At 72.0% G+C, this 22,831-nt stretch carries 19 protein-coding genes and 1 pseudogene; 7 read left to right on the forward strand and 13 right to left on the reverse strand.

Annotated features, from left to right (window positions below; all coding sequences use genetic code 11):
* Both ABD811_RS17805 and crtI read right to left on the reverse strand, forming a co-directional pair.
* The coding region (locus ABD811_RS17805; RefSeq protein WP_344948522.1) for a phytoene/squalene synthase family protein at window positions 1–926 on the reverse strand (926 nt) is incomplete at its 3' end.
* The gene (gene crtI / locus ABD811_RS17810; protein WP_344948524.1) at window positions 923–2,431 is read right to left on the reverse strand and encodes a phytoene desaturase family protein; all 1,509 of its coding nucleotides are present in this window, start codon (window positions 2,429–2,431) and stop codon (window positions 923–925) included. The genes ABD811_RS17805 and crtI, both read right to left, overlap by 4 nt.
* A gap of 407 nt (window positions 2,432–2,838) precedes the next feature.
* Here crtI and ABD811_RS17815 point away from each other — a divergent pair, with 407 nt between their 5' ends.
* Window positions 2,839–3,147: a hypothetical protein gene (locus ABD811_RS17815; protein ID WP_344948527.1), complete on the forward strand. Its 309-nt coding sequence runs from the start codon at window positions 2,839–2,841 to the stop codon at window positions 3,145–3,147.
* On the forward strand, window positions 3,144–4,718 hold the full coding sequence (locus ABD811_RS17820) for an amidase (RefSeq protein ID WP_344948530.1): 1,575 nt from the start codon (window positions 3,144–3,146) through the stop codon (window positions 4,716–4,718). Before ABD811_RS17815 ends, ABD811_RS17820 begins: the two co-directional genes overlap by 4 nt.
* 46 nt (window positions 4,719–4,764) lie before the next feature.
* On the opposite strand, the gene ABD811_RS17825 is transcribed toward ABD811_RS17820, so the two are convergent.
* From ABD811_RS17825 to ABD811_RS17845, 5 genes are all read right to left on the reverse strand, one after another.
* Window positions 4,765–5,805, reverse strand: a complete 1,041-nt coding sequence (locus ABD811_RS17825) for an ABC transporter permease (RefSeq protein WP_344948533.1) — start codon at window positions 5,803–5,805, stop codon at window positions 4,765–4,767.
* Window positions 5,802–6,767 carry an ABC transporter permease gene (locus ABD811_RS17830; RefSeq protein ID WP_344948536.1) on the reverse strand — a complete coding sequence of 322 codons (966 nt, stop codon included), beginning with the start codon at window positions 6,765–6,767 and terminating at the stop codon, window positions 5,802–5,804. The genes ABD811_RS17825 and ABD811_RS17830 overlap by 4 nt, the downstream gene beginning before the upstream one ends.
* A complete protein-coding gene (locus ABD811_RS17835; RefSeq protein ID WP_344948539.1) occupies window positions 6,760–8,340 on the reverse strand; it encodes a sugar ABC transporter ATP-binding protein in 1,581 nt (526 codons plus the stop codon). Before ABD811_RS17835 ends, ABD811_RS17830 begins: the two co-directional genes overlap by 8 nt.
* Window positions 8,341–8,351: 11 nt before the next feature.
* The gene (locus tag ABD811_RS17840; RefSeq protein ID WP_344948541.1) at window positions 8,352–9,440 is read right to left on the reverse strand and encodes an ABC transporter substrate-binding protein; all 1,089 of its coding nucleotides are present in this window, start codon (window positions 9,438–9,440) and stop codon (window positions 8,352–8,354) included.
* 89 nt (window positions 9,441–9,529) lie between these two features.
* Entirely contained in the window at window positions 9,530–12,136 is a 2,607-nt protein-coding gene (locus ABD811_RS17845) for a PA14 domain-containing protein (protein WP_344948544.1), read from the reverse strand.
* A 311-nt stretch (window positions 12,137–12,447) separates the two neighbouring features.
* Here ABD811_RS17845 and ABD811_RS17850 point away from each other — a divergent pair, with 311 nt between their 5' ends.
* The 4 genes from ABD811_RS17850 (at window position 12,448) to ABD811_RS17865 (ending at window position 18,346) form a co-directional block, all read left to right on the forward strand.
* Window positions 12,448–13,254, forward strand: a complete 807-nt coding sequence (locus ABD811_RS17850) for a DeoR/GlpR family DNA-binding transcription regulator (protein WP_344948547.1) — start codon at window positions 12,448–12,450, stop codon at window positions 13,252–13,254.
* 167 nt (window positions 13,255–13,421) lie between these two features.
* Window positions 13,422–14,984 (forward strand): sugar ABC transporter ATP-binding protein, encoded by a 1,563-nt coding sequence (locus tag ABD811_RS17855; protein ID WP_344948551.1) that lies wholly within the window; start codon window positions 13,422–13,424, stop codon window positions 14,982–14,984.
* A gap of 194 nt (window positions 14,985–15,178) precedes the next feature.
* Window positions 15,179–17,488, forward strand: a complete 2,310-nt coding sequence (locus ABD811_RS17860) for a beta-L-arabinofuranosidase domain-containing protein (protein ID WP_344948554.1) — start codon at window positions 15,179–15,181, stop codon at window positions 17,486–17,488.
* Between the two features lie 174 nt (window positions 17,489–17,662).
* Window positions 17,663–18,346 (forward strand): NADPH-dependent F420 reductase, encoded by a 684-nt coding sequence (locus ABD811_RS17865; protein WP_344948557.1) that lies wholly within the window; start codon window positions 17,663–17,665, stop codon window positions 18,344–18,346.
* Between the two features lie 618 nt (window positions 18,347–18,964).
* On the opposite strand, the gene ABD811_RS17870 is transcribed toward ABD811_RS17865, so the two are convergent.
* The 6 genes and pseudogenes from ABD811_RS17870 to ABD811_RS17890 form a co-directional block, all read right to left on the reverse strand.
* A complete protein-coding gene (locus ABD811_RS17870; RefSeq protein WP_344948560.1) occupies window positions 18,965–19,462 on the reverse strand; it encodes a GNAT family N-acetyltransferase in 498 nt (165 codons plus the stop codon).
* Between the two features lie 377 nt (window positions 19,463–19,839).
* Window positions 19,840–20,043 carry a carbohydrate-binding protein gene (locus tag ABD811_RS17875; protein ID WP_344948563.1) on the reverse strand — a complete coding sequence of 68 codons (204 nt, stop codon included), beginning with the start codon at window positions 20,041–20,043 and terminating at the stop codon, window positions 19,840–19,842.
* Window positions 20,044–20,056: 13 nt separating this feature from the next.
* Window positions 20,057–20,107, reverse strand: a pseudogene (locus tag ABD811_RS44015) (hypothetical protein); the annotation flags it as partial.
* 66 nt (window positions 20,108–20,173) lie between these two features.
* Entirely contained in the window at window positions 20,174–20,362 is a 189-nt protein-coding gene (locus tag ABD811_RS17880; protein ID WP_344948566.1) for a DUF397 domain-containing protein, read from the reverse strand.
* An 84-nt stretch (window positions 20,363–20,446) separates the two neighbouring features.
* Window positions 20,447–20,638: a DUF397 domain-containing protein gene (locus ABD811_RS17885; RefSeq protein ID WP_344948568.1), complete on the reverse strand. Its 192-nt coding sequence runs from the start codon at window positions 20,636–20,638 to the stop codon at window positions 20,447–20,449.
* The gene (locus ABD811_RS17890; RefSeq protein WP_344948570.1) at window positions 20,635–21,441 is read right to left on the reverse strand and encodes a helix-turn-helix domain-containing protein; all 807 of its coding nucleotides are present in this window, start codon (window positions 21,439–21,441) and stop codon (window positions 20,635–20,637) included. Before ABD811_RS17890 ends, ABD811_RS17885 begins: the two co-directional genes overlap by 4 nt.
* A 604-nt stretch (window positions 21,442–22,045) precedes the next feature.
* Between ABD811_RS17890 and ABD811_RS17895 the strand changes: the two genes are divergently transcribed.
* A complete protein-coding gene (locus ABD811_RS17895) occupies window positions 22,046–22,579 on the forward strand; it encodes an ATP-binding protein (RefSeq protein WP_344948573.1) in 534 nt (177 codons plus the stop codon).
* Window positions 22,580–22,831: the final 252 nt, after the last annotated feature.

The following is a 22,831-nucleotide window of genomic DNA, read 5'->3' on the forward strand; positions in this document are numbered from 1 at the left end:
CCGCCCCGGTCGGCCGCCGCCCGCGCGGCGACGCCGAGCGCCACCGCCGCCCGCCGCCGGCGCGGCACGACGGCCCGCCGGTGCAGCACCGCGTAGCCGTCCGCCTCGATGACGCGCAGGATGTCGCGGTAGAGGACGTAGGCGGTGCGGATGCAGGGCCGCGAGACGGGGTGGAGCATGTCCAGGCCCGGCGCGGCCTCGCGGTACACCCCTTCGGCCAGGTCGGCGGCGGCCCGCAGCGCGGACCGGATCCGGGGGTCGGGCCGGCCGGTGTCGCGGCTCCAGCGCAGCAGCTCCCGGTCCACCCCGTGCGCGTCCAGCAGGTCCTCCGGCAGGTAGACGCGGCCCCGGTCGAGGTCCTCGCCCACGTCCCGCAGGAAGTTGGTCAGCTGGAAGGCGATGCCGAGCGCCGCCGCGTGGGGGGCCGCCTCCTCCCGCGGCGCCTCCGTGCCGAGCACCGGCAGCATCTGCAACCCGATGACGGCGGCCGAGCCGTGCATGTAGATCTCCAGGTCGGCGTAGGTGGGGTACCGGGTGACCTCCAGATCGCTGCGCATGGAGGCCAGGAAGTCCAGGAAGTACCGGTGGTCGATGGCGTAGGTGGCCGCCGTGTGCGCCAGGGCCCGGACGACGGGTTCGGCGCTCGTGCCGTCGCGCAGCCCGGCCACCAGCCGCTCCTCCAGGCCGCGCAGGGCCTCGGCGCGCCGGCGCGGTGTGACGTCGGGGTCGAGGTCGTCCACGATGTCGTCGGCCCAGCGGGCGAACCCGTACAGCGCGTGGACGGCGGGCCGGCGCGCCGCGGGCAGCAGCCGCGTGGCCAGGAAGTACGTGCGGCCGTGCCGTGCGTTGAGCCGCCGGCAGCGCGCGTAGGCCCGGCGCAGGGCCGGATCGGTGATGCCCGCCGCGTCCAGTTCCCGCCGGGTCATGGCGACCGCCTCTTGCGGTGCGGCCGGGAGCGGAGGGCCGCTCCCGGCCGGACGAGGCGGGCGGCGGCCAGCTTCCCGGAGATGAGCACGGTGGGGACGCCGACGCCGGGGGTGGTGCCGCAGCCCGCCAGGACCGCGTTGCCGACGCCCCGCACGAGGTTGCGCGGCCGGAACGGGCCGGTCTGCGCGAAGGTGTGGGCGACCGAGAACGGCGTCCCCGCCGCATGGCCCAGCGCCGTCCAGTCGGCCGGGGTGACCAGCCGTTCGCTTTCGATGGACGCGTCCAGGCCGTGGAGACCTCGGCGTTCCAGTTCCGCCACCAGCCCGTCGCGGTAGCGCGGGCCCAGGGCGTGCCAGTCGCGGGCGCTGGGGCCGATGGCGGTGTTGGGGCAGGGCGCGAGGATGTAGAGCAGTTGCCTGCCCTCGGGCGCCAGCGCGGGGTCGCTCGCGGTGGGACGGGTGACCAGCAGCGACGGGTCGCTCATGACCTGGCCGGTGCGCGTGATCTCGTGGAACGTGCGTTTCCAGGCCCTGCCGAAGAAGATCGTGTGGTGCCCGAGCCGCGGCCACGTGCGGGCGGTGACCGCGTGCAGGACGACCGCCGAGGGCGAGTGGCGCAGCGGCACCAGGCGGCGCGGCTCGCGGCCCAGCAGGCGGTAGGCGGCCGGCAGCTCCACGGTGAGCACGACCGCGTCGCAGCGGATGCGGCCGCCCGCGCGGGTGCGCACGGCGGTCACGCGGTCGCCGCGCCGGTCCAGGGCGGTGACCTCGCTCCCCCAGTGGAACTCGCCTCCCGCGTCGGCCGCCGCGTCCGCCATGGCCCGCGCCAAGGCGTGCATGCCGCCGCGCGGGAAGTACACCCCGGCCACGGTGTCCATGTACGCGATGACGGCGTAGGCGGCCAGGGCCCGGTGGGGCGGCACCCCTGCGTACAGGGCCTGGAAGGTGAACGCGCGGCGCAGCCGTTCGTCCGACAGGAAACGGCCGACGCGCGCGTCCAGGCGGCCGAATCCCCCCAGGGCCGCCAGCCTGGCCAGGTCGGGGGTGAGCAGTTGCAGCGGGGAGTCGAAGTCGGCGTCGATGAACCGGCGCATCTGCACGCCGTACAGGTCGCGCAGCCAGGCCCGCAGCCGCCGGTAGCCCTCGGCCTCACGGGGGCCGGCGAACCGGCGGACCTCCTCCTCCATCGCCTCGGCCCGGGTGTGGACGTCCAGGGCCGACCCGTCGGGGAACACCATGCGGTACGCGGGGTGCAGTTCGAGCAGCTCCACCCGGTCCGCGAGCCGGTCGCCGACGGCGCGGAACGCCTCGTCGGCCAGGTGCGGCATGGTCAGCACGGTGGGGCCGCTGTCGGCGCGGCACCCGCCCAGGTCGAGCCGTCCCGCCCGGCCTCCCGGCTCGTCGGAACGCTCCACCACCGTGACCCGGCACCCCGCTCCCAGCAGGTGCAGCGCGGCCGACAGCCCGGACAGCCCGGCCCCGACGACCACCACGTGGTGCGACATCGACGCCCTCCCTGCTCCTGTCCAGCGGGGCCGGCCCGTCCCGCGCGCACAGGGGAACGCCGGAAGCCGGTGCCCGGTCCGGCACAGCTACGTCCCCTCCGGCCACCGTCCGAACCGCGTCGCCGCCCGCGTATTCCGCCAAGATTTTTTTGGATTCTCCAGGTGGGTCAGGACGCGTTCATGAGCCGCGCACGTCTCGCTCTCTGAAACCAACAGGGAACCAACTCGGCCCGCGGCACGCCGGCGGCGAGAGCCAACTTCGCATGTGGCACAGAGCCGGACGCAAGCCCCACATCGCATCACTTGTCACATTTGTTACCTCATCCCGACACCGCCGAAATCTCCTCGAAACGGATGTCCGATTTCCTCACCGATCGTGATCTACGAGTGGAGGAGGACCCGTGGGCATGCCGTCGGATGACGAGCTCGACGCGCTGATCAGGGCGCGGCTGGCGCTGGCGGGCGTCGATCTGGACCAGCTTCCCGAGTCCCCGGACCCCGCGACCGGCGTGCCGACGCGCGCCCAGGCCATGGAGTACCTGCGGACGTTCCTGGCGGGCGCCAAGAGCGGCGGCGCCCGCACCGGCGGGCGTCCCGGCGCGATCAACACCTGGCGGCCGCCCGCGACCGGCGAGGACGCGGCCGCGCTGGCCCAGCAGGCCGCCCCGCCGCTGGAATACCCGTCCATCACGACGGCCTGGACGGAGGCGAAGTGAACCGCGACGTCTCGCGCCGCCTGTTCCTGGCCCGCTCCGGCGCGGTCACCACGGCCGCCGTGGCCGCGGCGGCCGTCGCTCCCCGCGCCGCCTCGGCCGCGGCGCGCAGGCCCGCCCTCGACCTGCCGGACGTCCCCGTGCGCCCCGAGGCGGTGGCCGACCCGACCGAGGCGACACTGGCGGAGGCGGCCACCCTGCTGCGGCAGCGAAAGATCACCGCCGTGAAGCTCGTCCAGGCGCACCTGGACCGCATCACCGCCCACGAGACGACCTACCAGGCGTTCGTCACCGTCACGGCGGAGCAGGCCCTCGCCGCGGCCCGCACCGCGGACCGGCGGCGCACCGGCCCGCTGTCGGGCATCCCGCTGTGCGTCAAGGACAACTACTTCACCGCCGGGGTCCGGACGACCGCGAACTCGTTCATCTTCGACGACTTCGTCCCCGACCACGACGCGACGGCCGTGGCGCGGCTGAAGGACGCGGGCGGGATCGTCATCGGCAAGGGGCAGATGGGGCCGCTGGCCACCACCCGGGCGACGACGCCCGACGGCCGGATCACCACCGTCAACGCCTGGACGCCGGCCGACCCGTCGGTCGACCCGGGCGGGTCGTCCACCGGCCCGGCGACCGCGGTCGCCGGACGGCTGGCCACCTCCTCGATCGGCACGCAGACCGGCGGCAGCATCGTCCTGCCGGCCAACCGGCAGAACCTGACCGGGCTCAAGCCGACGATGGGCCGCACCTCGATCTACGGGATCGTCCCGCTGTCGTTCACCCGCGACCACAGCGGGCCGATCGCCCGGGACGCGCTGGACGCCGCGATCATGCTGTCGGTGCTGTCCGGTCCCGACCCCAGGGACGTGCGGACCCTCGGCCTGCCGCCCGTGCCGGACCTCGTCCGCGCCGCCACGCCGGTCCGCCGGGGCGGCAAGGTGCGGCTGCGGCGCACCACGCGCATCGGCGTCCCCCCGGACTACCTCGGCGGCGGGAACGCGCAGGTGGTCGCGTTGCGCCGCAAGTTCCTCGCCGACCTGGAGGCGATCCCCGGGGCCCGGCTCGTCGAGGTGTCCTACCCGTCGGACTGGTCGCTGCTGACGGGCGCGTTCAACGACATCCGGCTGGCGGAGCGGACCGAGCCGTTCCGGCCCTGGCTGCAGAAGGACCTCAGGCTGTTCGGGGTCTCGCTGCTGAGCTGGCTGGCCGGGCTGATGCTGTCGGGCGACGAGTGGGTCACCGGGCAGCGGGCCAAGACGCACCTGCTGGGCGAGGTCCTGGACGGGGTGCTGGACGACTGCGACGTCGTCCTGCAGACCGGGCCGGTGCCGTTCGACATCCTCGGCCTGCCCGAGATCGGCTTCCCCATCGGGTTCGACGCGGCGGGCGTCCCGGTCGGGACGATCCTCGGCGGCGGCCCCTACGAGGAGGACCGGCTGCTGGAGGTCGTCGCGGCCTACCAGGCCGTCACCGACTGGCACCTGCGGCGGCCCGCCGACCCGCCGAAGGCCCGGCTCAGGACGCGGGCCGCCGCGCCCAGGCTGGACCCGGTGACCGCCGCCGAGCAGAGCGCCTGAGGCGGCGGGGCACGGGGTGACGGGACGGTCGGCGGCGCGGGCCCGGTCAGGTCAGGCGCTGGGTCCTGCTGAGGATCCGCTGGGCGACCACGACCAGGACCAGGAACGCGCCGCTGACCACCTGCTGGACGGCGGAGGTGAGGTTGCCGACCTGGTTGATCAGGTTCTGGATCACGCCGAGCAGCAGCACCCCGGCCATCGTGCCGGTCACACCGCCGACCCCGCCGGTGAGCAGGGTGCCGCCGATGACCACGGCGGCGATCGCGTCCAGTTCCAGGCCGATGCCGAGGATGGTCACGCCGGACGACAGGCGGGCCGCGTTCAGCGCGCCCGCCAGCCCGGCCAGCAGCCCCGACAGCAGGTAGACCAGGATCTTGGTGCGGACGACCGGCACGCCCATCAGGCCCGCGGCCTCCTCGTTGCCGCCGACCGCGTACACGTTCTGCCCGAAGCCGGTGCGCTGCAGCAGCACGACCCCGGCGACGGCGAGCACCACCGTGATCAGGACGGGCCAGGTGAGGCCGAACGGCCCGTCCTGGCCCAGCGAGGCGAAGGCGCGGTCCTCGACCAGGTAGGTGGTGGCGCCCTCGTCGGACACCGCCAGCATGATCCCGCGCACGCCGAGCAGCCCGGCCAGCGTGACGATGAACGGCGCCATCCCCAGCCGCCCGATCAGCACGCCCTGCAGCAGGCCGATCGTCCCGCACACCGCCAGCGGCAGCGCCAGCGCCGCGAGTACCCCCGCGCGGGAGCCGTATGCGGCCAGCACCCCGCCGAGCACGAACAGCGAGCCGACCGACAGGTCGATCCCGCCGCTGATGATCACGAAGGTCATGCCGAGCGCGACGATCGCCAGGAACGCCGAGGACACCGTGACGGCGCGCAGGTTGGCGCCGGTGGCGAACGAGTCGAAGGCGAGCGTCCCGAACGCCACCAGGCCGAGCAGGACCAGCGCCGCGCCGTGGTGCTGCAGCAGGTGACCGAGCCGTTCGCGGCGGGCGGCGCCGGTCTCGGGGGCGGGCGGGTCCGGCGGCGGCGCCGGGCGTCCCGCCGCCCCGCCGGCGGTGATCGCGGTGGGGTCGGTCATCGCGCACCTCGGTTTCCGGCCGCGTACACCGCGGCGAGGATGATGGCCGCCTGGACGATCTGCGCCCAGGACTGCGGCAGGTCGTGCTTGATCAGGGTGGCGCCCAGCAACTGCATCAGCAGCGCCCCCATGACCGTGCCGAGCACGCGGATCCGGCCGCCGCTCAGCGGGGTGCCGCCGATGACCACGGCGGTGATCGCCGACAGCTCCATGAACAGGCCGAGGGACGTGGGGTCGCCGGCCTGCAGCCGGGCGGTGGCCAGCACCCCGGCCCCGGCCGCCAGCGTGCCGGAGATGACGTAGACGGCCAGCAGCAGCCGCCGGACCGGCAGCCCGGACAGCTCGCTGGCGGTCCGGTTGCCGCCGATCGCCACGATTCGCCGCCCGAACGTGGTGCGGCGGACGACGAACGCCATCACCGCGGTCAGCGCCGCCGCGACCAGCACCACGTACGGCACGCCCGCGACCGAGCCGCTGCCCAGCGTCAGCAGCCCCGGGTCGCCGATCTCCTTGAGCTGCGGGACCAGCACGTTGGCCAGCCCCCGCACACCGACCAGCAGCGCCAGCGTGGCGACGATCGGCTGCACCCCGACGTAGGCGACCAGCGTGCCGCCCGCCGCCCCGACCACGGCGCCCGCCGCCAGCGCCGCCAGCACGGCCGGGACCGTCCCGTAGCCCAGGTACAGCACCACCATCGACGCGGCCAGCGCCATCACCGACCCGACCGACAGGTCGATGCCCTCGGTGCCGATCACCAGCGCCATGCCGAGCGCCACGATGACGATCGGGGCGACCTGCACGAGCTGGGTGCGGAAGTTGCCGGTGTCCAGGAAGTTCGGCGTGAAGATCACGTTGAACAGCAGCAGGGCCAGCACGGAGGCGTACACCCCGTACTCGCGCAGCCACGCCAGGACGCGCGCCCGGTCGAGTCCGGTGCCGCGTCCGGCCACGGCCTCAGCCATGGCGCTCCTCTCCAGGTCCCTCGCCGGATCGCTCGTCGGATCGCTCGTCGGGGCGGTCGCCGGCGATGACGGCCATGACGCGGTCCTCGGTCACCTCGTCGCCGTCCAGTTCCCCGGCCACCGTCCCGTCGCGCAGCACGACCACCCGGTCCGAGCCCTCCACCAGCTCCTCCAGGTCCGCCGAGATCAGCAGCACGCCCAGCCCGTCGCGGGCCAGCTCGTCGATCAGCGCCTGCACCTCGGCCTTGGCGCCGACGTCGATGCCGCGGGTCGGCTCGTCCAGCAGCAGCACCCGCGGATCGGTCGCCAGCCACCGCGCCAGCAGCACCTTCTGCTGGTTGCCGCCCGACAGCTCCTCGACCCGCTGGTGCGGCGAGGCGGCCTTGATGCGCAGCCGCCGCATGAACTCCGCCACCATCCGGTCGATGCGCGCCTCGGACACCAGGCCCGCGCGGGCCAGCCGGGGCAGCGCGGCCAGCGCGATGTTCTCGCGCACCGACAGGCCGGGCACGATGCCCTCGGCCTTGCGGTCCTCGGGCAGCAGGCTCACCCCGGCGCGCAGCGCGGCGGCGACCGGCCGGCGGCGGCGCAGCGGCGTGCCGTCCACGACCACCTCGCCGTCGTCCAGCGGCAGCGCGCCGACGATCGCCTTGGCGGTCTCGGTGCGGCCCGCGCCGAGCAGCCCGCCGAGCCCGACGACCTCGCCGGGACGCACGGTCACCGACACCCCGTCCAGGACGTGCCGCCGGGTGAGGCGGTGGGCCCGCAGGACGGGCGGCCCGGCGGCCTCGTGCTCGCCGGAGAACCGGGTGACCCCGCGGGCCCGCACGTCGGCCAGGTCGCGGCCGAGCATGAGGGAGATCAGCCGCAGCCGGTCCAGGTCGGCCAGCGGCCCGGTGTGCGCCACCCGTCCGTCCCGCAGCACCGTGACACGGTCGCACAGCCGGTACAGCTCGTCGAGACGGTGGCTGACGTAGACGGTGGAGATGCCCCGCGCGCGCAGCTCGCGGACGACGCCGAACAGCGTCTCCACCTCCCGGGGCTCCAGCGAGGACGTCGGCTCGTCCATGATGACCACCCGCGCGTCCACCGACACGGCCCGCGCGAGGGCCACCATCTGCTGCGTGCCGACGCCCAGCGACCGCAGCGGCGCCCGCACGTCCGCGCGCACCCCGAGCCCGGCGAGCGTCTCCTCGGCCGCGGCGTGCAGGCGCGGCAGGTCGATCACGCCGAGCCGGGTGCGCGGCTCGCGGCCGAGCAGCAGGTTGCGCGCCACGCTCATGGCCGGGACGAGCCCCACCTCCTGGTGGACGGCGGAGATCCCGGCGCGCCGGGCGTCCAGCGGGGAGCCGAACGCGACCGGCTCCCCGCCGACCAGCACCCGCCCGCCGTCCGGCCGGTGCGCGCCCGTGAACACCTTGATCAGCGTGGACTTGCCCGCGCCGTTCTCCCCCACCAGGGCGTGCACCTCGCCGGGACGCAGCGCGAACGACACCTCGTCCAGCGCCAGCACGCCCGGGAACCGCTTGGACACGCCGTCGGCCTCCAGCACCGGGGCGTCCTGCGCCCCCATCGGCGCCTCCATCAGTAGGCCAGCCCCAGCGAGCCCTTGGCGTTGGCCGTGGTGTACTCGCGGTCGGCGATGACGACCTTCTCGGGGATCGGCTCGCCCGCCAGGAACTTCTGCGCCGTGGAGAACGCCAGCGGCCCGAACCTCGGGTTGGACTCGATCACCGCCTGCAGCCAGCCGTCGACGATGGAGCGCACCGCCCCGCGCGTGCCGTCGATCGAGACGATCTTGATGTCGCCAGGCTTCTTGCCCGCGCCCTTCAACGCGGTGACGGCGCCGAGCGCCATCTCGTCGTTCTCGGCGTAGACGCCGTTGATGTCGGGGTTGGACTGCACGAGCTGCTCGGTGACCTGCTGGCCCTTCTCGCGGGTGAACTCGGCGGTCTGCTCGAAGGAGATCTGGATGCCGGGGGCCTTCTCCTTGATCCGGTCCTTGAAGCCGTTGGTGCGGTCGGTGGTGACGTTGTTGCCGGGGGCGCCCAGCAGGATGGCGACCTTCCCCTTGCCGCCCAGCACGTTGATCATCTGGTCGGCGGCGCGCTGCCCCTGCTGGTAGAAGTCCGAGCCGATGAACGTCAGGTAGTCGCCGCACGGCCTGGCGTTGATCTTGCGGTCGACGGTGATGATCGGGATCTTCTTGGCCGCGGCCTGCCGCAGCACCGGCTCCCACCCGTCGGAGTTGAGCGGCGCGATGACCAGCAGCCGGGCGCCCTGGGCGATGAGCTGCTGCACGTCGGCGATCTGCTTGGAGAACTGCGACTGGGCGTTGGTGACGCGCAGCTTGGAGATGCCGAGCCTGGCCGCCTCGTCCTTGATGGACTTGGTCTCGGCGATGCGGAACGGGTTGGCCTCCTTCTCCGACTGGGAGAAGCCGACCACCGAGCCCTTCAGCTCGAACTTCGCGCCCCCGAACTGCTGGAGCGTGCAGGTCTTCCCGGCGGTGCCGGCCGGGGACTGGGCGACCTGCTGCTGCGCCTGCGCGGCCGGGGTGCTCTGGGACGAGGCGTCGTCCTCGGTCTTGGCGCAGCCGCCCGCGACCAGGACGGCGGCGGCGGTGACGGCCGCGAGGGGCAGATGACGGGAACGGCCTGGCTGCTTGGGCATCGCGAGTCCTTAAGACGTGCCGGGGTGGGGGGAGGGGGCGGGGCGGGCGGCGCTCCGCGGCGCCGCCCGCCCCGCGGTCATGGGCCGGGTCAGCCGCAGCTGACGGGGGTTTCGTCGATCACGGACCGGTTGGCGGCCCGGATCCGGTCGACGTCGGGCTTGACCACCGCGCGGTCATAGGTGATGAGCCCGTTCAGCTCGGTCTCGACGTCGGTCGTCTGGGTGTAGATCGCGGCGCTGAGCCCGTTGCAGGTGCGCAGCCTGCGCAGCTGCTCGCTCATCCCGGCGTACCGGTTGGTGAGCGCCTCGGGGTCGGGCTCGACCGCGTAGCCCCAGCCGCCGCCGGACCAGGTGTGGCCGATGACGGGCAGCCCGAGCCCGCCGTACTCGCCGAGCACCGAGGCGCGGGTGGCGGACGGAGCGCCCGGCGTGCCGGGGCCCGGATAGATGTGGTAGTCCATGACGTCGCCGTTGCCGCCGTCGACGGCGCCGCAGCAGTTGATGCCGCTCATGTTGTTGACGAGGCGGGACGGGTCCCAGCTCTTGACCAGGTCGGCGATGCGGGCCTGGTCGTACTGGCCCCAGCCCTCGTTGAACGGCACCCACATGACGATGGACGGGAAGTTGTGGTGCTGGTCGACCAGGGCGCGCAGCTCGGTCTCGAACCGGGCCCGCTCGGCCGCGTCGGCCGAGCCGAACATCGACGGCATGTCCTGCCACACCAACAGCCCGAGGCGGTCGGCGTGGGCGTACCAGCGGTCCGGCTCCACCTTGACGTGCTTGCGGACGGTGTTGAAGCCGAGCCGCTTGGTCTCCTCGAGGTCGTAGCGCAGCGCCGCGTCGGTCGGCGCGGTGTAGATGCCGTCCGGCCAGAAGCCCTGGTCGAGCGGGCCCATCTGGAAGACCGGCTCGCCGTTGAGCAGCATCCGGTTGACGCCGCCGACCTGCTTGACCTCGATCGTGCGCATGCCGAAGTAGCTGCCGGTCCGGTCGAGGGTGCGGCCGCGGGCGTCGAGCAGGGTGACGTCCAGGTCGTACAGGAACGGCCGGTCGGGCGACCACAGCTTCGGCTTGGGCACCGGCACGCGCAGCTCGGTGCCGGGGGCGCCGGTGGCGCGGCCGACCACGCGGCGGCCGTCGCGGGCGGTGACGACGGCGCGGGCGCCGTTCTGGGCACCCTGCGCCTGGACGGTGACGCGCAGCGCCTGTCCGGCGACGTCGGGCGTGCTGCGCAGGCCGGTGATGTGGGCGGGCGCGACCGGCTCCATCCACACCGACCGCCAGATGCCCGACGCCGGGGTGTACCAGATGCCGCCCGGCGTCTTGCGCTGCTTGCCGACGGTCTGACCGTCCAGGTCGGTGGGGTCGTACACGCCGACGATGAGCTCCTGCGGGCCGCGTCCCGGCTTGAGGGCGTCGGTCACGTCCACGCTGAACCGGTCGTAGCCGCCCTTGTGCGCGGCGACGCGCCTGCCGTTGACGTACACCGTGGACTCCCAGTCGACGGCGTCCAGGTGCAGCAGCAGCCGTTGCCCGCTGCGGCCGTTGTTCACCCGCCAGCCGGCCGGGACGGTGAACGTGCGGCGGTACCACATGCGCTCCTCGGCGCGCTGGATGCCCGACAGCGCCGACTCGACCGGGTACGGAACGACGATCCGTTCGCCGAGGGTGCGGCCGGCCGGGGGCGCCTCGCCCTGGCGGGCGGAGGCGAACTGCCAGGTGCCGTTCAGGCTCTGCCAGCGCTCGCGGGTGAGCTGCGGGCGCGGGTACTCGGGCAGCGGGTCGCGCGGGTTCACCTTGTCGGCCCACCGCGTCCTGATGGTGTAGGTGGACTCGTTCCACGCCAGGGCGTACTTGAACGCCTCCAGTGCGGTCCCGTCGGCCCGGGTGACGCCGCCGGCGCCGTCGTAGGTGACGCGCACGCCGTTGCCGGCCTGCTGGGGAATCGCGTGGGCGAGCTTCAGTCGCAGCGCGGACGTGTCGCCGGAGTCGCGGGTGACGGAGTCGACGGGCCAGGGGGTGCCGCCGACCGTCACGGTGAAGTGCTGGTGCGCACCCGCCGGCGGGGCGGCGAGCGGCGCGCCGAAGCCGAGCCGCACGGTGTCGCCGGACGTGCTCACGGCGGCCGTGCCCGGCCCCGGCGGGTCGAAGCCGTCCGGGAGCGTGAAGGCGCTCGCGGGCACGATCTGCTTCGGCTGGGACGGGCTCTGCCAGCGCAGCCGCAGGTTGGAGCCGCCGTAGTGCTCGAAGTACTCGATCTTGAAGTCGTACTCCGTACCGGCCTTCAGGTCGATCGGCGCGCCGGTCTTCTCCTGGTCCCAGGTGTCGGTCCAGTTGTCGATGACCAGGCGGCCGTCGACCCACAGCCGGAAGCCGTTGTCGCCGATCATCGAGAACGTGTACGGCTCGGAGTGCGCGGGCCTGATCCTGCCGGTCCAGCGCACCGTGACGTCGTCGTTCTGGCCGGTCAGCTCCCGGAAGGCGCCCTCCAGGTCCGGCATCTCGATGGCGGGGTCGACGACGGTCGCCTTGAGCTGGTGGAAGTCGAACCTGCCGGCGCCGGAGCTGACGTAGTAGTCGCCGCGCAGGCCCTGGCGCGCCTCGGCCTGGGCGGGGGCGCCGACCGGGGCGGCGGAGGCCGGGAGCGCCGCGACGCACTGCCAGACGAGCGCGGCGAACAGGGCCACCAGGAGCACGGGTCGGGGTCTGGTTCGGGGACGGGGTCTCTTCGCGTTCATCCGGGGGATCCTCTGCGCAGGGGGTGGGTGGATCGGGGACGGATGGATCTCGGGACCGATCGAAACGAACAGATATGAACCCTTGGCCGATCCCAACCAAGCACCGAACGATCGCTTTGGTCAAGACATCTCGGTCACTTTCGATCGAAAACGATCGGAGCTTGACAGGTTCCGGCCGTCCGCCCCGACCGCGCCCACCGGCCCGCCTGACTGACTACGATCGGAATCGGTCGGATCGTTTCGGGTCGCCGAGTCGAGGTCGGGAGACAGTGAGCGAGAACCAGGGACCGGCGGACGGGCGCAGGCCGGTGTTCGCCGCCGAACGCCGCAGGCGCATCCTGGAGCTGGTCCGGGCCAACGGCGCGCTGTCGCTGCGCCAGCTCGCCGAGGCGGTGCAGTCGTCGGAGGTCACCGTCCGCCGCGACGTGCGGGCGCTGGAGGCCGACGGGCTGCTCAACCGGCACCACGGCGGCGCCTCGCTGCCCGGCGAACTGTCACGCGAGCCCACCCACCTGCAGAAGGCGCAGGTCGCCTCCACCGAGAAGGCCGCCATCGCCGACCTGGCCGCCGCGCTGGTGGAGGACGGCGACGCGGTCGTCATCGGCCCCGGCACCACGACGCTGGCGCTGGCGCAGCGGCTGACCGGCCGCACCGAGCTGGCCGTCGTCACCAACGCGCTGCTGGTGGCGCAGGCCCTGGCCGGGTCACCGCGGATCGAGGTCATGCTCACCGGCGGCATCCTGCGCGGCTCCACCCAGGCGCTGGTCGGCAGCGAGGCCGAGCGGGCGCTGGCCGGGCTGCGGGTGCGCCGGGCGTTCATCTCCGGCAACGGGCTGACCGCCGAGCGCGGGCTGTCGACCCCGAACCTGCAGGTCGCCAGCGCCGACCGCGCCCTGGCGGCGGCGGCCGAGGAGGTCGTGGTGCTCGCCGACCACACCAAGATCGGCGTCGACACGATGGTGCAGACCGTCCCCGCCGACCGGATCGACCACCTGGTCACCGACGAGCACGCGCCGCAGGAGGAGCTGGACGAGCTGAGCGCCCGGGGCGTCCGCCTGCACGTGGCCCGGCTCTGACTCCGCGCGCGGGCCGTCTCTGACCGGTTTCGATCGACCGTGACCGAACCTGCCCCCAATCGTTCCACGATCGTTACACGACGCGATCACCATCGGTGCAGCGGGAGCCGCGTCGCGCACGGGGCCGCAGGGAACCGCGCGGCGGCCGGAGGGCCGGGAGGCAACGCGTGGCGGAAAGAATCCTGGAGGCCGCCGGGATCCTCAAGAGGTTCCCGGGGGTCGTGGCGCTCGACCATGTCTCCCTGACGCTCGTCCCGGGCGAGGTGCACGCGCTCGTCGGGGAGAACGGCGCGGGCAAGTCGACGCTGCTGAAGGTGCTGGCGGGGATCTACCGTCCCGACGCGGGCCAGGTGCGCGTCGCGGGCGAGCCCGTCCGCTTCGCCGGGCCACGCGACGCCCGGCGCGCCGGGATCGGCGCCGTCCACCAGGACGCCGGCCTGCTGCCCCTGATGAGCGTGGCCCGCAACCTGTTCCTCGGCCGCGAGCCCCGCACCCGCCTCGGGCTGATCGACACCGCCCGCATGAACGCCCGCGCGCGGGAGATCCTCGACCGCTACGAGGTGACCGCCGACGTCCGCCGCCCCCTCGGATCGCTGCCACCGGGCGCGCGCCGGCTCGTCGCGCTGGCCCGCGCCTGCTCCGCCGAGGCGCGGGTGGTCATCCTGGACGAGCCCGCCGCCTCACTGGAGCCCGCCGAGGCCGCCACGCTGCGGCGCACCGTCAAGGCGCTGCGCGCCGAGGGCCGCTCGGTGGTCTACGTCAGCCACCGGCTGGAGGACCTGTACGAGATCTGCGACCGCGTCACCGTCCTGCGCGGCGGCCGCGTCGTCCACACCGGCCCCCTGGCGACGCTGGACCGCCTCTCCCTGGTCTCCCTCATGCTCGGCCGCAGCCACGTCCCCCGTCCCCGCGCCAAGCCCGCCCCGGCGGCCGCACCGGAGCCCGTGCCGGTGACGGCCCCGCTGCCGCCGGAGGACCCGCCGTACCTCCAGGCCACCGGCCTGACCCGCAAGCACGCGCTGTCCGACGTGTCGATCGCGCTGCGGCAGGGCGAGGTGCTGGGGCTCGGCGGACTGCTCGGCGCCGGCCGCACCGAGACCGCCAAGGCCATCGCGGGCGCCCTGCCGCTGGACGCGGGCGAGGTCACCGTCGCGGGGGCACCGCTGCGCAAGCGCTCCATCACCGGCGCCATCCGGGCGGGCGTCAGCCTGCTGCCCGAGGACCGCACCGCCGAGGGGCTCGTCCCGTCGCTGTCCATCCGCGACAACATCGCGCTGGCCGCGCTTCCCCGCCTGTCCCGCTTCGGCGTCGTCTCCCCCGCCCGCATCGACCGCGTCGTCGCGACGTTCATGCGCCGCCTCCACATCACCGCCACCTCGCCGCACCAGAAGGTCCGCGAACTGTCGGGCGGCAACCAGCAGAAGGTCCTGCTGGCCCGCTGGCTCGCCACCCACCCCAAGGTCCTGCTCCTGGACGAGCCGACACGGGGCGTGGACGTGGGCGTCAAGGCCGAACTGCAGGAGCTGCTGGACGAACTGGCCGTCGAGGGCCTGGCCGTCCTGCTCATCTCCTCCGACCCTCGCGAACTCGTGGAGGGCTCCGACCGCGTCGTGGTGATGCGCGAGGGCGCCATCGCCGCCGAACTGGTCGGCCCCCAGATCACCGAGGACGCCATCATGTCCGCCCTGGCCGCCGGTCGCGTGCCGAGCGGAAAGTACGCGCGCTCGTAGGCATTACGGCGCCCAGTCGGAGCGGCCAAGCTGTGCGGGCGGTGGCGCGTGAAAGGCGTCCACGGGAGTCGGCGGCGCTGAAATATTCGCGCGATCGGAAACGAGGGGTTGCGTCAATGGCGGGGCGGCAGGAAGATGCGCGCACTGTCCCTCTCAATGTTAGCACTAACATTGATCTTGGAAGGGGTGTGGTGATGTCCTCCTCCGTCAGCCGCCGTCGGTTTCTGGAGGCCGCAGGGGCCGTGGCCGTCACTTCCGTCGCCGGATCCGCCGTCGGACGCTCGCCCGCCCGGGCGGCGGCCGCCCCGGTCGGGGCGTCGGCGTCCCCCTTCGACCTCGGCCAGGTGCGGCTGACCGCGAGCCGGTGGTTGGACAACCAGAACCGTACGCTGGCCTACCTGCGGTTCGTCGATGTGAACCGGCTGCTGTACAACTTCCGGGCCAACCACGGGTTGTCCACCGGCGGCGCCGCCCCCAACGGGGGTTGGGACGCGCCGACCTTCCCGTTCCGCACCCATATGCAGGGCCATTTCCTCACGGCGTGGGCGCAGGCGTATGCCGTGACAGGAGACACCACCTGCCGGGACAAGGCGAACCACATGGTGGCGGAGTTGGCCAAGTGCCAGGCCAACAACGGCGCCGTCGGGTTCAACAGCGGGTACCTGTCCGGTTTCCCCGAGTCCGAATTCAGCGCACTGGAGGCGCGGACGCTTTCCAACGGCAACGTGCCGTATTACGTCATCCACAAGACCCTGGCCGGCCTGCTGGACGTGTGGCGCCACATGGGCAGCACGCAGGCCCGTGACGTCCTGTTGCGTCTGGCGGGGTGGGTCGACTGGCGCACCGGGCGGCTGAGCAGCCAGCAAATGCAGGCCATGTTGGGGACGGAGTTCGGCGGCATGAACGCCGTGCTGACCGACCTGTACCTGCAGACGGGCGACGCGCGGTGGCTCACCGCCGCCCGGCGGTTCGACCACGCGGCGGTGTTCAACCCGCTGGCGGCCGGCCAGGACCAGCTCAACGGCCTGCACGCCAACACCCAGGTGCCCAAGTGGATCGGTGCCGCGCGGGAGTACAAGGCAACCGGCGACACCCGCTACCGGGACATCGCCACCAACGCCTGGAACATCTGCGTCAACGCGCACACCTACGTCATCGGCGGCAACAGCCAGGCCGAGCATTTCCGCCCGCCCAACGCCATCGCCGCCTACCTGAAACAGGACACCTGCGAAAGCTGCAACACCTACAACATGCTGAAGCTCACCCGGGAGCTGTTCACGCTGGATCCCGACCGGGCCACCCTGTTCGACTACTACGAACGGGCGTGGCTGAACCAGATGATCGGCCAGCAGAACCCGGCCGACGGCCACGGGCACGTCACCTATTTCACGCCGCTCAATCCGGGGGGCCGCCGTGGGGTGGGCCCGGCGTGGGGCGGCGGCACCTGGAGCACCGACTACAACTCCTTCTGGTGCTGCCAGGGCACGGGCTTGGAAATGCACACCGGCCTGATGGACTCCGTCTACTTCCACAGCGACACCACGCTGATCGTGAACATGTTCCTGCCCTCGGTGCTCACCTGGTCGCAGCGCGGAATCACGGTCACCCAGACCACGTCGTACCCGGTCGGCGACACCACGGCCCTGCAGGTCACCGGCAACGTCAGCGGCACCTGGTCGATGCGCGTCCGGATCCCGGGCTGGACCACCGGTGCCACCATCAGCGTCAACGGCGTGGCGCAGAACATCTCCACCACGCCCGGCGGCTACGCCACCCTCACCCGCTCGTGGACCTCCGGCGACACGGTCACGGTCCGCCTGCCCATGCGGGTGGTCATGCGGGCGGCCAACGACAATGCGAACGTCGCCGCGGTGACCTACGGCCCGGTGGTGCTGTCCGGAAATTACGGCAACACCTCGCTCGGCTCCCTGCCGTCGCTGAACACCTCCTCGATCACCCGGACCAGCGGCAGTTCGCTCGCCTTCACCGCCACCGCCAACGGCTCCACGGTCGATCTCGGCCCGTTCTACGACGCGCACGGCCACAACTACACCGTCTACTGGAACGTCGGCGGCCAGGGCGGTGGCACCGTCCGGCTCGTCAACGTGGGCAGCGGCCTGGTGCTGGGCATCCAGGACATGTCCACGGCCGATGGCGGACGCGCTCTGCAGTGGCACGACTCGGGCACCGCCGACCACAACTGGGAAATGGTCGGCGACGGGAACGCGGTCCGGTTCCGCAATGCCCACAGCGGCAAGGTGCTCGGCGTTCAGGACATGTCCACGGCGGACAACGCGAATGTCCTGCAGTGGTCGGACAACGGCACCGCCGACCACAGGTGGACGCTGCTCGACCAGGGCGACGGGACGTACAAGATCCGCAACGTGAACAGCGGCAAGTTGCTCGGCATCCAGAACAACTCGACCGCCGTCGGCGCATTCGCGGTCCAGGACTCGGACAACGGCACCGCCGACAACCGCTGGCGCATCGTACGCAACGGCTGACCGTTCGGCTCTCCGAAGACGGAATGCGGGCGGCCGGCAGATCGGCGAGCTGGCAGACGCTCGTGCGCCACCGCTCCGCACGCCGGGACCGGGCCGTTCGGGACTCGCCGCCGGTGCCGTCGAGGGAATGCCCGGCGGTGACCGCGGGTTGTCGCGGGCATGACAACGATTGGCTTGATCGGAAGCGGCAACATCGGCGGCACGGTGGCCAGGCTGGCCGTCGCCGCGGGCTACGACGTGGTGCTCAGCAACTCGCGCGGCCCTGAGACGCTGAAAGAACTCGTCGACGAGCTCGGGCCGCACGCCCGTGCCGCGACTCCCGCGGAGGCGGCGGAGGCCGGCGACCTCGTCGTGGTGACGATCCCGCTGCGGGCTTACCGCGACGTGCCCGTCGAACCGCTCGCGGGCAAGGTCGTCATCGACACGAACAACTACTACCCGGACCGGGACGGCCGGTTCCCCGAGCTGGACGACGAGTCGACCACCACCAGCGAGCTGCTGCAGGCGCACCTGCCGCAGTCGAAGGTGGTCAAGGGTTTCAACAACATCTTCTTCAAGCACCTGCTCGCGCTGGCGCGTCCGGCGGGGTCTCCCGACCGCACCGCACTGCCGATCGCCGGCGACGACGCCGATGCCAAGGCCGCGGTGACCGAGTTCCTGAACGCGGTCGGCTATGACGCGGTCGACGTGGGCCCGCTCGCGGAAGGGTGGCGTTTCCAGCGCGACACGGCCGCCTACGCGGCCCTCTACGCCAGTGACGGCCCGGAAGGCTGGGACAAGGCGGTTCCGGTTGACGCCGCCGCGCTGCGCGAGGCCCTCGCCGCCGCCCGCCGGTACGCCGACATGGACCAAGACTGACCGTACGGGCGCCGTCCGCCCTCGGCTCAGCGCACGGCGGTTGACCTGTAGCGGGTAAGTCCTCCAGGTGCAGGCCACGCGCCTGGCCCGCGAGTACGCGCTGTCGGACGTGTCGGTCGCGCTGCGTCAGGGTGAGGTGCTGGGGCTCGGCGGGCTGCTCGGCGCGGGCCGCACCGAGACCGCCAAGGCCATCGCGGGCGCCCTACCGCTGGACGGCGGGCCAGGTCACCGTGGCGGGGGCGCCGCTGCGCAAACGCTCCATCACCGGCGCCATCCGGGCGGGCGTCGGGCTGCTGCCCGAGGACCGCACGGCCGAGGGACACATCACCGCCACCTCGCCGCACCAGAAGGTCCGCGAGCCGTCGGGCGGCAACCAGCAGAAGGTCCTGCTGGACGAGTCTGGGGGCCGGCGAGTTCGGCGGCGACGGTGCCCTCGCGCATCACCACGACGCGGTGGGAGCCCTCCACCAGCTCGCGCGGGACGGAGGAGACGAACAGGACGGCTGGTCCCTCGACGGCCAGTTCACAGAGCAGGCCATCACGTCCGCACTGGCCACCGCCCGCGGAGCGGCGACCTGAGGTCGGTGGCACCGCCGCCGGATGCCGTACCCGAACGTGTCACACGGCACGGGGCAGCGACAGCCAGTCCTGCCAGGTGATGTCGCGGCCCAGATAGCGGGGCTGCCGGAAGGGCCATTCGGCGGCGATCCACTGCGGCACGAACGCGTCGAGCGCGCGCTCCGCCTCGCCGCCGACGAGGTCGTCCACCACCCACCAGCAGACCTCTGCGTCGGCGCCGGCGCGCTCGGGCGGATCGACGTAGACGCAGCCGAAAATCGCCGTCTCCCCCTCGTCCAGGAGTGCGTAGTTGAACGACTGGTGCGCGGCTATCTCCTTCTCGTGCCGCAGCAGGTCGATGCGGTCCTCTTCATAGGTCATCGTCTCCTTGGGCCAGGCCCAGGCCGGGCCGAAGATCTCCCACAAGCGCTCCCGGGATCCCATCACGGCGGGGTAGTCGAGCGGGGTGTCCGCCTCCCGGATCGGCCGCAGGTGAAGCGCGGTGCCGGGCACGGGCACGTGGACGGGGTGGACGAAGTCGTCAGGCAGCCAACTCATCAGGGCCGACGCTATAACCGATCAGTGCGGAGTGCCCCGGGCGGCGCGGACGCCGTGGCGGACGGCCGCCTCCTGGCGTCGATGGCGGTCAGGAGGAGTCACGCCAAGCCGAAGGCGTGTGTCCGCTCAGCGCCCGAGGGGCCACCGCGGTCCAGGGCCCGCCTACATCCTCTGGGACATGCACACCCGCCGGGATCGGCATGAGACCGTCTTCCCCGCCGGGCTCCTGGGTGGATGGCACCGAACGTCACCCGGCCGCATGCCCCGTCGTGACCGTGGTGTGCGGTGCCCCGTTCATACGCCGCAACCGGCGCGATGAAGCGGGGCGGCGCCGAGGGGTGTCGGCGCCGCCCTGCTTGTCGTGCTGGTGACGTGGGCTATCGGCGGATGACGCCCGGATCGGGTTCGAGGGTGATGTTGTCCAGGTTGACGTTGCCGTTGTCGTTCGGGCCGAACACGAAGGTCAGCGGGTGGGCCTGGCTGAGGGGGAGGCTGACCTGGTGCTCCGCCCAGGCGCCCCAGGTCGGCAGGGTGGGCAGCCGCAGTTGAGACCAGGGATGGGGCAGGAGCGGCGACCTCAACAAACTCGCCGCCATTGTTGCCACTACGGGTGCTCTTGCGCCATACGACAGCGGCCATGTTCATCTTCCTCACCCTCTCGGGCTGCCGACGGCGCAAGGGCGCCCCCGGCCCCTTGATCTGCGTCTGCTGCTAGCTCAAGTCGTGACGACCGTCCACGATGCCAGCACGCAACGCGCGCCACGCGTCCGCAGTCAGCATGAGCTTGGGCCCGGACGGGTCCTTAGAGTCGCGGACCCCGATGTTTCGGCCGAGGTTCGCAACTTCTACGCAGTCCCCCCCAGACGTGCCGCTCCGGCTCGACTTGCGCCACTCGCTCATGTACGACTCCCAAATGCGTGCTCCGGCAGAGCCGCGATGGGCTAGCACTCCTGCGCCCCGGCCCTTCACCTTCCTCCGCTGCTGCTAGCTCAAGTCGTGACGACCGTCCACGATGCCAGCACGCAACGCGCGCCACGCGTCCGCAGTCAGCATGAGCTTGGGCCCGGACGGGTCCTTAGAGTCGCGGACGCCAACGCTGCCCTCGATGCCCGCGAGCTCCACACATTGTCCACCGCTTGTATCACTACGGCTGGACTTGCGCCACTGGGTTGTCATCTGTAGTTCTCCATGGCTTGCTCGATCAGGGCCCGTGAGGCGGACCGGTTCGCCGCGAGGTTCGCGATTCGGTCGTACCTTACTTGGAACTGCTGCACGTCGGTCGGGACGACGATGAGCCGCCCGCGTTCGGGTGCGGTTGCGAATGCGATGTCTCGTCCGTCAAAGGACAGCAGCGTGAACGACCCGTCCATGCCAACGTGTGCGCCGACACTGCGCTCCAGAACTCGAACGGTCACGTTGGGACTGTCACCGAGTTCGAGGAGGCGCGCCAGTTGCTCGCGCATGACGCCCAGGCCGCCAACGGGCTGCTCCAGGATCGGCCAATAGATGATCGCTGACACGTGCGGAGGATTCGGCCGTTCCCACACGGCGCGCTGCCGCGCGAGCCTCCGCTCTAGGGCCGACTCGATGTCCGCCGCCAGTCCGGCCGCGAGGGCTGCACGGGCATAGGCTTCCGTTTGAAAGAGTCCGGGGATGATTAGCGCCTCCCACATGCGGTGATGCGTGGCCCGCTCCTCGTGCTCGACGAGTCCCGTGAACCAGTCCCCGCCGTCCGATGCCTCCGCAAGCTTGACGAGCCACGCGAAACGCGTTTCCCATAGTGCATCGATCTTCTCGGCGTACGCCCGGGAGAGATGGATTCGTCCGTTCTCAACACGGGAAACATACGAGCGATCGCAGCCAATTCGCTGAGCGAGCTTGTTGCCCGACAGGTTGCGTTGTTCGCGCTGTTCCCGGAGCGTAATGGCTATGTAGTGCCAGATCGAGCCCTCCGGATCCAGCCCGTCAACGATCGGCATGGGTGCGCCTCTCCTATGTTTCCGATGTTCCGCGAACGTAGCGAGCGTAACCCACAGTGACGCACTCTGTAACGCAGTACGCACAGAGCGTTAGTCAAAGGTGGCCGAAGTGGGACAGCACAGCAGAGACCACACACGCCCGACTCGGGCCCGGAATGCCCTCATCAGCCTTCCGAGCGTCCAAGTCACTCCCGCCCCGCCTCGCAACCAGGCGCTTCTAGAGATCGTCAAGTCGGTGCATGGGGAGCGTATGGGTGCGTATGCCGCGTTGCAGGCGCGATTGCTCGCGAACACCGATCTCATGGCGGTGATCGTGGAAGCCGAAGGGTTCCCGTTCCTGTACGTGTACCGCGTCGCCGACCTCAGGGTGGGGAACCGTGGACGCTGTGTTCGCGTCGGGTGCGTTTACTACGCCGAGACGTGGTGGTACGTGACCCCGGGGGCCCCTGCCGCGGGCCCCAACTTGGTGGCTCCGATGTCGGACCCAGCCGCGGCGGCACGGATCATCGCGGGAGCGCTACTGCCATGAGTGTTCTCATGATGCGGCGGCCTGCGCGGGCTGCGCAGACCGTCGTTGCCGCTTTCGAGGGAGCTATGGCACTCGATGGGGGTCGGCGTGATCGCGAGTAATCCGCTGGTCGAGTGGCGTCTTCCGGAGTGGTGGCGGCGTGCCCAGGACATCCGGACGCGGGGCGAGCACTCGATACCGGTCAACGCGACGAGGGTCTTCGGAGAGCGCCGGTTCCCACAGGATCCGCGGAGTGCCGAGGCGGCTCGCGGCTGGATCGTGTCACGGATCAAGGAGACGATCCGGTTTCCCGAGCCCGCGCACATCGTCACCGAGGTGATCGACGACATCGTGCTGTGCGCCGACGAGGTGATCGCCAACTCGGTCGTTCACGCCGATCAGCAGCCCGGCGACTCAATACGCGTCCTGCTCGCCTACACGTGGTGCACGGTGCGCGTGGAGGTGACCGATCCCGGTAGCGGCAACGGCAAGGCGCCCCGCGTCCGGGACGTCGACCTGTGGGACGAGACCGGTGGGCGCGGCCTGATCATCGTCCAGAACCTGTCCCATGACTGGGGCAGCGACCAGAACGCGACCGGTCGCACAACGTGGTTCGAGATCGAGTACTGATGCGCGATCTCGATCTCCCGCTGACGCGTGCGAATCAAGACGAGGCGATCGGTTGGCCCGGGGCGGTGGCGCGACACCTCATTGCGACCGGTCCGGTTCACGTCGTGGGCGTCATCTGGCTCCCGATCACTGCGTGGGTGACACCCGAGCGGGACGGCTGCCCCCACCGTGGTCGGCGCCGGTCACAAGAGAGGCCGCGCACACCGGGCGGCCTCTCTTGTTGTCTGGACGGCCGACGCAGGGCCTGGACGT

It is taken from the genome of Actinomadura miaoliensis (assembly GCF_039536785.1).
GTDB lineage: Bacteria > Actinomycetota > Actinomycetes > Streptosporangiales > Streptosporangiaceae > Spirillospora > Spirillospora miaoliensis.

Bases quoted from the DNA above. Each gene is read 5' to 3' on its own strand.
- crtI (WP_344948524.1), bottom strand. From the start codon at position 2,431: ATGTCGCACCACGTGGTGGTCGTCGGGGCCGGGCTGTCCGGGCTGTCG.
- ABD811_RS17815 (WP_344948527.1), top strand. From the start codon at position 2,839: ATGCCGTCGGATGACGAGCTCGACGCGCTGATCAGGGCGCGGCTGGCG.
- ABD811_RS17825 (WP_344948533.1), bottom strand. From the start codon at position 5,805: ATGACCGACCCCACCGCGATCACCGCCGGCGGGGCGGCGGGACGCCCG.
- ABD811_RS17830 (WP_344948536.1), bottom strand. From the start codon at position 6,767: ATGGCTGAGGCCGTGGCCGGACGCGGCACCGGACTCGACCGGGCGCGC.
- ABD811_RS17835 (WP_344948539.1), bottom strand. From the start codon at position 8,340: ATGGGGGCGCAGGACGCCCCGGTGCTGGAGGCCGACGGCGTGTCCAAG.
- ABD811_RS17840 (WP_344948541.1), bottom strand. From the start codon at position 9,440: ATGCCCAAGCAGCCAGGCCGTTCCCGTCATCTGCCCCTCGCGGCCGTC.
- ABD811_RS17860 (WP_344948554.1), top strand. From the start codon at position 15,179: ATGTCCTCCTCCGTCAGCCGCCGTCGGTTTCTGGAGGCCGCAGGGGCC.
- ABD811_RS17870 (WP_344948560.1), bottom strand. From the start codon at position 19,462: ATGAGTTGGCTGCCTGACGACTTCGTCCACCCCGTCCACGTGCCCGTG.
- ABD811_RS17880 (WP_344948566.1), bottom strand. From the start codon at position 20,362: ATGAGCGAGTGGCGCAAGTCGAGCCGGAGCGGCACGTCTGGGGGGGAC.
- ABD811_RS17885 (WP_344948568.1), bottom strand. From the start codon at position 20,638: ATGACAACCCAGTGGCGCAAGTCCAGCCGTAGTGATACAAGCGGTGGA.
- ABD811_RS17890 (WP_344948570.1), bottom strand. From the start codon at position 21,441: ATGCCGATCGTTGACGGGCTGGATCCGGAGGGCTCGATCTGGCACTAC.
- ABD811_RS17895 (WP_344948573.1), top strand. From the start codon at position 22,046: ATGGGGGTCGGCGTGATCGCGAGTAATCCGCTGGTCGAGTGGCGTCTT.